This window comes from Paenibacillus suaedae, assembly GCF_032337355.1.
In the GTDB taxonomy this organism is placed as follows: domain Bacteria; phylum Bacillota; class Bacilli; order Paenibacillales; family Paenibacillaceae; genus Paenibacillus_B; species Paenibacillus_B suaedae.
This window is the reverse complement of the sequence record NZ_JAVYAA010000007.1, coordinates 359,827-371,243: the sequence shown is the minus strand read 5'-3', so window position 1 is coordinate 371,243 and position 11,417 is coordinate 359,827. Positions and strand designations below refer to the sequence as shown.

Here is an 11,417-nt window from a genome sequence, read left to right as displayed (position 1 = left end):
CGTTCGTCCTGAGCCAGGATCAAACTCTCCGTTAAAGTTAAGTTTGAACTGCTCATATCTTTTGACGAGGTATTACTACCTCATTCACAAACGTTGCTCGTTGTTCAGTTTTCAAAGAACAATTTCAGTCAGTAACCAATCTCTTAGTTACTTTCTTTTTCTCACCACTTTGTCAGCGGCGACTTTTATAATATATCATGTTCACTTCTTAGAGTCAAGCACTTTTTTTAAATTCTTTTTTCGAGCTTTCGAATGATTGCTTATTCAGCTTTCGTTCGAAGTGCTTCTCTCGAAGAGGCGAGTATTAATGTATCATATATTTCAAACCCAAGTCAACACTTTATTTTAAAAAAGTTAAAACGCTGCATGAGCTGTCATGCAGCGACTCAACTTTCTGTGATTGTGCATCCGTCAACCAGCCCATTCATAGGCCCGAGTATACCCTAGCTTGCCATATGGACTAGCATGCTCAATCAAACGTTCCTTTACACAACCGCGATGTGTAAGCTTATTTAGTAGAGCTGGCATATAACCGGCCATCCACTTGAATTCTTTGTGCTGCATAATATCCGATATCGGAACTGGCCCCTTCGCTTGCTTCAGCCAATTCAGCAATGGTGCGCAGCATTCTACACTCTTCGATGAGAGAGAGAACTCGCAAGCAAGCAACGCAAGTTCAATTCGCTGCGGCATCGTCTCAGAGCTTGCAGTGAATTCTTCGTACATCTTATAGACACCTAGATTTAACTTCTTCACTTGCTGCCATAACGCTTGTCTAGGCATCTCTCCTTGCTCCATTATGGCAAGCGACGCCCAATAATAGAATGCGAAATCCACACATCGATAAGCGTCTAGCATGTATTCCAGCTTCCGTAAATGCTTCGCTTGATTATATGCCTCCAAAAACAGCGCATATGTCTTCATGTATTGCATCTGGTTCGGAGTCTTCTCTTCTTGAATCAATCTTTCCTGCCAACTTGCAAGCAATCCATCGCGATCTACGCGAATATTGCCACGCCCGTAAAACGGAAGCAGTGACCTCGCCTCATCCGAAACGATCCATTCCTCCCACCTATCTGGGTGGATGCAAATCCAGCGTGCAACTGAGCTGTCATCGGCCGATACTTCCATCGACTCAAAAGGATGGGACGGACACGCTTCATCAACAACCAGCACATAGCGATCCCAATCAATATATTGGTGCATATCAGCATCCAATTGGCTGCGATCCAATATATAAAGACCGCTGACTGTAGTCGCACCAATTAATTGATCTATGGAGTTATCCAATACATGTTTCATTCTCGACCCCACGCTTTTTTGGCTTTCTTTTACATCAAATGATAGTTTATAATTCTACATAGAAACTCTCTTTCCTTCTTCCTTCGAAAACATTTTCAATCTTGAAATGGAGAGGCTGCGATGAAACAACGTCTTTTTAGAACAAGTAAAATCAATGAGTTTCGATTGTGGGGACTTGTACTTACATTAGCCGGAATGGGAATGATGGTGCTCGGCACATCCGGCATTCTCATGTGGGGCATACAAGGACGCCCCTTCGCTGGAGTATTCATGGTACTGGGAATGATACTCCTCTTGGGAAGTGTCGCGATTTACTTCTGGGCTGGCATGTTGTCCACTAGTGCTGTAATTCTTGAATGTCCAGAGTGTGGTCGCCAGACCAAAATACTCGGCAGAACGGATCGCTGCATGTTCTGTAGAACGATTCTTACCCTTGATCCGGACAAGGCAACCGCAGAAAACATCGCCCCAGAAAGCAACTTAGATCAAGACAGTAAGAAGGATGTTACCGTATCAAAGTGAGGGAAGAATGACTTACAAAGAGATTTCTCACGCATTGACTCGTTGATTCCCACAACACCATGACCAGACATCTATGTTTTCACGAGCCTCACTCGCAAGAGTGAACCGAATATAACAGACTTAACGAAGAAACCGCCTATCTGATTAGATAGACGGTTTTCTTATTTCTAACTTATAAAAAGTATCATTGCGTGATTAAGAGTTTCGATATCGAAGAACGTTCCATATGCCTTCATTGGCGAAGCTTCGGGCCCATACAGCGACTCCGCCGAGCTTTAGACGTTCTGCCATTTGAATGCGGGATTGAATCGATTGTTTATCCTCGATCCATATTTTCTGAGTTGCGCCTTCCTCCTCATATTCGACATAGTGCTGACCTGCACTCTCCGAATAAACAGGCTTCAACTTACGATCCTGAATCAAGTCTTGAACTTTCTGCATACCAACAGCCTTAGAGGATACTTTCACCTCTCCGCCTTCTGTTGTCTCTGTCCATATCCGTGTGTATAGCGGCATTCCAAGCACGAGCTTATGCGGAGGCACATTATCCTCTTCCATAATTCGCTTCATAGCATTCTCTGTCCATGGCAAGGATGCAACAGAACCAGCAGTTGGACTCGTCGCCCAATGTTCATCGTAAGCCATAACCATCATGAAGTCGACGGAACGCGCCAGCTGTTCCCGATCCAAAAATTGCGACCATCTGCCGCTCCCAGACTTCGCCGTCACATCAATCGATGCAACAAGACCCTTCGCATGTAGACGAGGAGTAAGCTCTCGTACAAACTGCGTTAAATTATCACGATCTTCAACATTTACGTTCTCATAGTCAATATTAATGCCGTCAACGTTGTATTTCTCTGCGAGCTTAACCAATTGTGCTATCGTTCGGTTACGTTTGTCGAAGGTTGCAAGCGAAGCTATAGTTCGGTCTGGATCAAAGCTGTTGCTGTACAGCGCCCATACCTGCTTCCCATTCTGATGCGCCCATTGTACAAGACGCGGATCTGCCTTCTCATCTACATTTCCCTCGTTGTCAGCCAAGCTGAACCACGTTGGGCTAATAACATTCGTCCCTGGCATCGCGGGCAGCTTGGTTGGATCCGGATTACGCGAGTACACAGCTTCCCAAGCCAAGCTTACTGGTCGCTTCTCCTTTACAAACGCAGGAACAGGCGCTGGCGAGATTGAAGGAACTGCTACACTTCCCTTACGCTGAATCTCGTCTTTAGCAACATAACCGACATTGCCGCCTTCCGCCTCAATCCGGAGCCAGTCTCCCTCTTCACCCCAGACCGTGACTTGCGTTCCACTTGCAAGCTTCTCTAAGGAGGGAGCTTGATAACTAGCATTTTCACGCAAGGCTATTTTGGCATCATCCTTTTGCTGAATGACGATCCCCTGTTGAAGAGTCTGCCCCGGTGTGCTTAGTTGAACCGCACCATTCGAAGTGTACTGCTTCGCACGCAAGCCGTATACTTCCTTCAACGCAGTCATTGGAACATAAATGTCGCCGCCAATTTGTTCAGCAGCAGCTGACCACTGTTTAGCTCGACCATTCAAGCTTCCCGTTGAGTGTCCAAGCGCAACTGAAGCAACGTCCTTAGAACTTGTCATAATGACGGTTTCGGAACTATTCTCATACACAATAGAAAGCTTATCAGACAATGCCTGAACAGGTATGAGCAAATTCTCACCTTTGCCTTTCGTCCCATATCCCGTCCAGGCACCATCCCAGATCAAGGGCTGTTCTACCTGAGAGATCTGGGAGTCAGCCTTATTCTGACCAGGTAACCAATCCCTGATACCATCCCATCCTTTCCACACGCTCGCTGCCAGGATGGCGAGTCCAATCAGAATAAAGAGACATCCTCCTCCCTTCCCTTTTTTACGGTTCTTTCCGCCGGTTCGATAATGCGGAGCACCTCTCCCCACTCCATTGCTTCTCATATAGTCAACTCCTACTTCTTCAGACTGCATCATTGGATTCGATAAAATAAAAAAGCGCGCAAGCATGAACTGCCGCGCGCATTTACATTTCTGCATTGTATTGAATATCGACCATCACCTATTGCTCCTTAGTCGATTCCACACAGGATTGACATACACCATACACTTCCATCCGATGTCCGCGTACGCTAAAACCAGTAGCCTCTGCAGCCGATTTCTCCACCGATTCCATTAATTCAGGAATAGCGAAATCAACAATTTTGCCGCATCGCTCGCAAATGGCATGATAGTGATCTGTTACATTGGCATCAAATCGACTAGAACTGTCCCCATATGTCAACTCATGAACGAGCCCCGCTTCAATAAACAACTTCAAGTTGTTATATACGGTAGCAACGCTCATGCTCGGAAAATCCGGCTCGAGTGCTCGATATATTTCATCTGCTGTCGGATGATTCATCGCATCCATCAAGTAAGCCAATATCGCATGTCTCTGTGGCGTGATGCGTACTCCGGACATTTTCAGATGTCCCAATGCATGTTGAACCCGCGTTTTCATCTTGTCCACCGCCTTCTACGCTCACATTAGTTCTATACGGGTTATCCCAACAAATCGTAGATTGTAACGATTCTCAGAAAATAATCTCTATATGTCCATTGTACGTGGAAGTTTTTTGTTTTGTCAATCCTTAATACGTCGCGCTGTTACCGTTTTCGTATGCTTATGTCACCATTCGTGTCCAAATTGACTTGATACGTAGCATTTCCTATTGTACCCTCTACTTTATTCTTTACGACATGGAAGGGAAAATCCGAATCTATATCGATGTCTCCAAAACGATTCATCGCTTGCAATGTAACATCAGCCCCCTCTGGTATGCCAATGGTGGTATCACCCGCCATATTCTGCAATTTCCAGTTGCCGCCGATGTTCTCTGACTCAACAAGCATGTCTCCACTCAAGGTCTCTGCTTGGACTGCACCAGCCGATTCATGAATGTCGATATCTCCTGATTTCGTATCCGCCATCGACTTCCCACTGATGTCGTACATCGTAATATCCCCACGCATGGTAGATACTTTGGCATCACCGCGTATATTTTGCACAAAGAGATTACCATTCAGTGTCTCTCCCTGTACTGGGGCTTCAATATTAAGCAGCTTAATATCACCATTGTTGCTCTTCGCCACTGCTTCGGCTTTCATATCATGGATCGCGATATCCCCATTATTCGTCATCACATCCGTCTTCCACATAACATGAGCCGGAATGGTGATGATCATATCAATGCGGATTGGCCGATTCCCTAATGCAAATTTCGAGCCGTTCGCGGTAATCGTCAATGTATGTTCGGAAGGCTTATTATCGATGGATGCTCCAGATTGGTTAGCCAGCGATTGCGCCTGCTCTCTATCCACTCCGCTTACAATTGCACTTAGCTCAACATCCATATTCTCTACATTCCCAGTCTGAATCCGAATCTCCCCATTGTTATTGCGAACAACGAGCTTCGATATATCCCCTGATATCGAATGTTCCAGCTTCGGCAAGCGGACATTTATCCCATTATCACCTGCCATCTCCTTCATCATGGAGAAGTCGAACTGAATGCCTCGTACCCAATCCCGGAACAGGGAAGGCTGAGAAATCATGAAGACGGAGACTGCAATAAAAACAGAAACGAACATGCCTAAAAAATCCAAGCGCAGACGACGATTATCCCCCCGCTTGCTGTGGTACACGCCAGTCCAAATATATTCGATCCCCCATATAATAAATAACAAGGGCCACCATGTTAATAACAATCGCAATGTATGATATCCAAACAACTGATCGCTGAGCAGCATGATTCCGACAGCGACAAGCAGCAGCGAAGCAGTAATTCTCCCTACCTTAACCACTGAAGACCATCTCCTTCGGTTGTCCGTCAGCGTCTCTTATTCGATTCCTTCACAAGCAGAAAGATACCGCCACCAATAAGAAGAGCCGCTCCCGCGTAGGATCCCGCATACGTAAAGAACCAACGAAGCCACGCTGGATCTACGGTTAATAGCAGCATAACTATTCCCCCGAACAGAAGAAAAAGCCCTAAGAGCGGCCCTTGTCTGGTCGGCTCTATGCCACCAAACATCGCTTGATGATTGACACGTTCCGTACATTGCAAGGCATCAAACAAGTTAAAAAAGTAAATCACCGGCAGCATTAATCCTAACAATACGACAAGCGGTACATTCACTTTCGCATCTATTGCTGTAAAATACACGATAGCTACGATATCCAAGGCCAGCATCATCATAATAAGCAGCCCGCGCTGCATTAACCCTAAGTAGAAATGACCTGCTCCAGGGAAAATGAAGGACAAAAACAAAGAAAGAAACTTGCTCTTCTTCTGCGGCATTGCTCCATACATCGGAGGCGGTGGTATGGGCGCTCCTGGGCCTGGGCCATATCCTTGATGATTCTCATGAGCATGAGACATGCGTTCTCTCCGCGCTAATTGTTCCAGACGCTTACGCAAAAACTGCTCATCCTGCTCCTTTTTAGCAGACTGCTCACGGAATCCTTGATTGTGAGGTTCATGTAATTGATCATCTTTTCTATCAGCCAAGTCCTTCCCTCCTTACATAGCTCCTAATCCGGCATGTTCCTGCCACGCTCGCTTAAACAGCATCTTAGCGCGATATAATCTAGTTTCAACCGTTCTAACTGGCATCTTGAGCATCTGCGCAATTTCTGCGTATGTCCGCTGGCGCATGTGGTACAACTCCATGACCATACGATATTTCTCTGGCAATGCCCGAAGTGCTTCGTGAACCTCTTCACATTTTTCCTTCTTCATCACGCGTTCTTCCGGCATATCAGCAACATCATGAAGCTGAAAGGATGCCATATGGTGCGGCTCAAGCCGTTCTACCCGGCCTTCTTTCCGTTTTTTGCGCAATATATCAATCATCTGGTTCTTCGTTAGCCGATACAGCCATGTCGTAAATTTCGAGTCACCCCGAAATGAATGAATATGGCGATACGCCTTCACGAATACCTCCTGGGCGATATCTTCCGCCAAATAACGATCTTGTACCGTCTGACAAATACACGTTATCACAAATGGACGGTGTCTTTCCACTAAAATACGCATTGCTTCCTCGTTACCTTGCTGCACTTGACTGACGATCAGTTCATCCGAAAATTGAGTTGTCTTACGATACACCATAGTCTCTTCCCTTCTCTACCCAGCAAAATTCATTGTGCGAATTCGCTCTACCGTACGTATTAAGCTTATATTCATTGTACGTTGGATACAGAAATGAAAGAAACCTTCCTGAGTCTAGGAAGGTTTCACCGACTTTAGTCTAGGATCGCTTTGGACTCTTACTCTAAGGTAACAGTGCGAACCCCTTGCACTCGCTCGAGTTGCTCTACAAATACGAACATGTCGAACTGTTTGGGGACGCCAAGAACGAGCTGCAATTCTGCTCGCTTCTCCACCATCGGATCGCCAGGTTGATTCAATAAGCGTTGGAACATCATCTTCTTGACGGTAACATCACGGGTTTCCATGAAGACATGGAGCTCATGAAGAAATTCAGAAGTAGAATCCGCATCTAATGTTAAAACGCGAGTGCGCTTGCCACCGAAGTAACGCTGTTCTACCTTGTTGAATCCAAACAAAATCACGATAACTAGGATTGTCGTCACCACAGCTGCATATTGGAATCCAGCACCTACTGCCAGTCCAATCGCCGCAACGACCCATAAAGAGGCCGCTGTCGTAAGTCCTGCGATTGATTTGCCCGTAAAAATAATTGTACCTGCGCCAAGAAAACCAATGCCTGTAATTACTGCTGTAGCGAGACGAGCAGGATCCACACGGACATTTCCTTCGTACACGAAGCTGGAGAAGCCATAAATGGACAACAGCATGATAAGTGCCGAACCAACGCAAACTAATATATGTGTTCGCAGCCCCGCTGGATGATTCGCTTGTTCTCGCTCCAATCCAATCAAGCCGCCAAGCAGCATCGCAAGCAGCAATCTAAGCGTTAATGAAAAATCATCAATTACCCACGGACTATTTGCAGGTATCTCCGCGAGCAATTCCATATCCGACTACCTCCTTCTTTCCAGGTGACGCAGCGATATGCCCGGCGCAATCTCCTCGTCGCGCACATATCGGAAGCCTTCGCGTTCATACAGTGTCAGCGCAGGAAGATTGCGAGCTCCCGTTGCAATACGGTGCGTATGAACATCTGGCATATGCAGTACATGACCTAACAAACTTGCACCGATCCCTCTCCGAAAATAATCCGGCCGAACCATCAATCTGCAAATCTCCATAATTACAGGCCCTGTCATTTCGATGGATACCGCTCCAGCCAACTGATTCTCATCCCACCAGCCATAGAATGTTTCCGTGGTATTATGCAGGTCTTCTACCGTTTCCATCAGAGGGGGGATCTTGTCAAAGCCAATCATGTCCGCCTCAATCCGGTATGCCGCCTGTTGCAGGTTCCAGAGTTGATCCAATGTTGCAACATCATTCATATCCAACTGACGTATCATGTCTTTCACTACCCTTTCGGAATAACAGAGTATACGACTACATGAAAATAACTTGAATCTACACGAAAAGCGGAGATTCACTCCGCTTCCATGCCTAGCTCCAACGTTCAGATATGTTACCCATCCGTCCTACGGAGCCCTAATCGATTCTTCATTTTTTATCTATAGCTTACATTTACAGCTCGCTCAAGCACTGAACAAGCAATTCGTTCACAAGACCCGGGTTGGCCTTACCCTTCGTCTCCTTCATAACTTGTCCAACAAGGAAGCCGATTGCCTTCTGCTTGCCTGCGCGGTAATCCTCCACCGACTGCGGATTGTTCGCGATTACCTGCTCGACGACAGATTTAATGGCGCCTTCATCACTAATTTGGACAAGTCCCTTCTCTTCAACAATAGCCTGAGGAGCTTTTCCCGTCTCCAGCATCTCTTTGAAGACCGTCTTGGCGATTTTGGAACTGATCGTGCCTTTCTCAATCAAGCCGATCATTTCGCCCAAGCCTTGGCCAGTAACTTTTGAAGCATCCGCTTCAAGGCCATTCGCGTTCAAGTATCCGAGTAAGTCACCCATAATCCAGTTGGCTACTGCCTTGGCATCCTTCGTATATTGAAGACTCTCCTCGAACAGGTCAGCCAGCTTCTTCGATGCCGTAATGACTTCTGCATCGTAGCTCGTCAAGCCATATTCGCTCGTGTAGCGAGCTTTACGTGCATCCGGCAATTCTGGAATCGATGCCCGCACACCCTCTCTCCACTCGTCATCAATAATGAGTGTAACGAGATCTGGATCCGGGAAGTAGCGATAGTCATGCGCCTCTTCCTTGCTGCGCATCGTGAGCGTACGCCCTTGCGCTTCATCCCAGCGGCGAGTTTCCTGAACAACCTTACCGCCTTCATCCAGGATGTCAGCTTGGCGCTCCTCTTCATATTCAAGACCACGTTGAACGCCGCGGAAGGAGTTCATATTTTTCAATTCTGCCCTCGTACCCAGTTCTTTCTGGCCAATCGGGCGTATGCTGATGTTCGCATCACAGCGAAGGGAGCCTTCTTCCATCTTCACATCGGATACGTCGCAATATTGCATAATTGCCTTCAGCTTTTCCAAATAAGCCTTCGCTTCTTCTGGTGAATGAAGCTCGGGTTCAGATACAATCTCTACGAGCGGAGTGCCGACACGGTTGAAATCGACGAGAGAAGCATAACCGCCATCTACGTGCGTCAGCTTGCCTGCATCTTCTTCCAAGTGCAGTCGGTTAATGCCGATCCGCTTCGTTTCTCCGTTCACTTCAATATCAATCCAGCCGTTCTGCCCAATTGGCTGATCGTTCTGAGAGATTTGATATGCTTTCGGAGAGTCTGGGTAGAAATAGTTTTTCCGGTCAAACTTGCTTACCGGAGCAATTTCACAGTTCAACGCCATAGCAGCCTTCATTGCATATTCTACCGCTTGGTGGTTTAATACCGGCAGTACGCCGGGATGCCCTAAGCAAATCGGGCAAGTATGCGTATTAGGCGGTGCTCCGAATTCGGTAGAGCAACCGCAAAAGATTTTCGAGTTGGTGTGCAGCTCAACGTGCACTTCCAAGCCAATAACCGTTTCATATTTCGTACTTGGCATGTCGTAAGCCTCCTCAATTACAACTGCGGACGCAGCTTATGGAACTCCGTGCGTTGTTCGAACGCATGGGCTGCACGAAGCACAGTCGCTTCGTCGAACGCCTTGCCAATCAATTGCAAGCCAACCGGCAATCCATCCGCCAACCCGCATGGTACGCTAATTGCTGGAACGCCAGCCAAGCTGACCGGAATCGTCAATATATCATTCAAATACATCGCTAATGGATCATTAATTTGCTCGCCGATACGGAATGCCGTAGTCGGTGCTGTCGGCCCGAGCAAAATATCGAACTTGTTAAATGCTTCGTCAAAGTCACGCTTAATCAAAGTGCGGACTTTCTGCGCCTTCAAGTAATAGGCATCATAGTAGCCTGAGCTTAGTGCATACGTACCCAGCATAATGCGGCGCTTCACTTCTTGTCCAAAGCCTTCACTGCGAGAACGATGATACAGAGCCAGCAGATTGTCAGGGTTGTCCGCACGCACTCCGTAGCGAACTCCATCGAAGCGCGCCAAGTTGGAGGAAGCTTCCGAGGAAGCAAGCAGGTAGTAGGTCGCTACTGCATATTCGGTATGCGGCATCGATACTTCTTCCCATGTCGCACCCATATCCTCGAATACTTTCAAGGCAGCGAGCACAGCTTCCTTCACCTTCGGATCGACACCTTGTCCAATATATTCAGAAGGCACGCCAATGCGCAGACCAGCCACATCGCCTGTCAGCTGTGCTGCATAATCCGGAATTTCTACCTTCGCCGAAGTGGAATCCATCTTATCGTGGCCTGCAATCGCTTGGAGCACAAGGGCTGCATCTTCCACATTTCTCGTAATTGGACCGATTTGATCCAATGAAGATGCGAATGCAACCAAGCCGAAGCGAGAAACGAGACCGTATGTCGGCTTCAAGCCAACGACTCCACAATAGGAAGCTGGCTGACGGATTGATCCGCCTGTATCAGAGCCTAGCGCGAACGCAACTTGTCCAGCTGCTACGGAAGCCGCGGAACCACCGCTAGATCCGCCCGGAACACGTTCCAAATCCCACGGGTTGCGAGTCGTGCGATAAGCAGAGTTCTCATTGGATCCGCCCATTGCGAATTCGTCCATGTTCAGCTTACCAATTGTAATGGCACCCGCTTCCTTCAACTTGCGGGATACCGTACCGTCATATACAGGTACGAAATTATCAAGGAATTTACTTGCACATGTTGTGCGCATTCCTTCCGTTACGATGTTGTCCTTAACCCCTGCAGGGATACCAGCCAATAAGCCGATCTGTTCTCCTGCCGAGATGCGCTTGTCGATTGCCGCTGCCTCGTTACGGGCACCCTCTTCATTCATAGTAAGAAATGCTTGCACTTGCTCATCCGTGCTGGCAATGCGTCGGAATGACGCGTCCACCAATTCAGAGACGGAGAGCTTGCGCTCTTGTATTGCTTGTCTTGCTTCCGTTAATGACATCTCA

General features: G+C 47.2%; 11 protein-coding genes. 1 reads left to right on the top strand and 10 read right to left on the bottom strand.

All coding sequences use genetic code 11. The annotated features are described in order from the left end of the window. Positions 1-411 precede the first annotated feature (411 nt). Complete coding sequence (locus tag RQP50_RS24835; RefSeq protein ID WP_315747065.1) at positions 412-1,302, bottom strand: hypothetical protein; 891 nt, start codon at positions 1,300-1,302, stop codon at positions 412-414. Between the two features lie 120 nt (positions 1,303-1,422). Here RQP50_RS24835 and RQP50_RS24830 point away from each other — a divergent pair, with 120 nt between their 5' ends. Beyond that, positions 1,423-1,824 (top strand): DUF2614 family zinc ribbon-containing protein, encoded by a 402-nt coding sequence (locus tag RQP50_RS24830; protein ID WP_065291873.1) that lies wholly within the window; start codon positions 1,423-1,425, stop codon positions 1,822-1,824. A 195-nt stretch (positions 1,825-2,019) separates the two neighbouring features. Here the strand turns inward: RQP50_RS24830 and RQP50_RS24825 are convergent, their stop codons facing one another. From RQP50_RS24825 to gatA, 9 genes are all read right to left on the bottom strand, one after another. Then, complete coding sequence (locus tag RQP50_RS24825) at positions 2,020-3,774, bottom strand: glycosyl hydrolase family 18 protein (RefSeq protein WP_315747064.1); 1,755 nt, start codon at positions 3,772-3,774, stop codon at positions 2,020-2,022. Between the two features lie 118 nt (positions 3,775-3,892). After that, positions 3,893-4,333 (bottom strand): peroxide-responsive transcriptional repressor PerR, encoded by a 441-nt coding sequence (gene perR / locus RQP50_RS24820; protein WP_072730177.1) that lies wholly within the window; start codon positions 4,331-4,333, stop codon positions 3,893-3,895. A 146-nt stretch (positions 4,334-4,479) separates the two neighbouring features. Continuing rightward, on the bottom strand, positions 4,480-5,676 hold the full coding sequence (locus RQP50_RS24815; RefSeq protein ID WP_072730176.1) for a DUF4097 family beta strand repeat-containing protein: 1,197 nt from the start codon (positions 5,674-5,676) through the stop codon (positions 4,480-4,482). A gap of 26 nt (positions 5,677-5,702) precedes the next feature. Then, entirely contained in the window at positions 5,703-6,383 is a 681-nt protein-coding gene (locus RQP50_RS24810; RefSeq protein ID WP_072730175.1) for a DUF6677 family protein, read from the bottom strand. Between the two features lie 12 nt (positions 6,384-6,395). Continuing rightward, positions 6,396-6,986, bottom strand: coding sequence for an RNA polymerase sigma factor (locus RQP50_RS24805; RefSeq protein WP_072730174.1), 591 nt, complete (start codon positions 6,984-6,986; stop codon positions 6,396-6,398). Positions 6,987-7,144: 158 nt separating this feature from the next. Next, entirely contained in the window at positions 7,145-7,876 is a 732-nt protein-coding gene (locus RQP50_RS24800; RefSeq protein WP_065291867.1) for an MgtC/SapB family protein, read from the bottom strand. A gap of 6 nt (positions 7,877-7,882) precedes the next feature. Then, complete coding sequence (locus RQP50_RS24795) at positions 7,883-8,335, bottom strand: GNAT family N-acetyltransferase (RefSeq protein WP_021255270.1); 453 nt, start codon at positions 8,333-8,335, stop codon at positions 7,883-7,885. A gap of 175 nt (positions 8,336-8,510) precedes the next feature. Continuing rightward, entirely contained in the window at positions 8,511-9,953 is a 1,443-nt protein-coding gene (gene gatB / locus RQP50_RS24790; protein ID WP_315747063.1) for an Asp-tRNA(Asn)/Glu-tRNA(Gln) amidotransferase subunit GatB, read from the bottom strand. A 17-nt stretch (positions 9,954-9,970) separates the two neighbouring features. After that, entirely contained in the window at positions 9,971-11,413 is a 1,443-nt protein-coding gene (gene gatA / locus RQP50_RS24785) for an Asp-tRNA(Asn)/Glu-tRNA(Gln) amidotransferase subunit GatA (RefSeq protein WP_394358434.1), read from the bottom strand. Positions 11,414-11,417 lie beyond the last annotated feature (4 nt).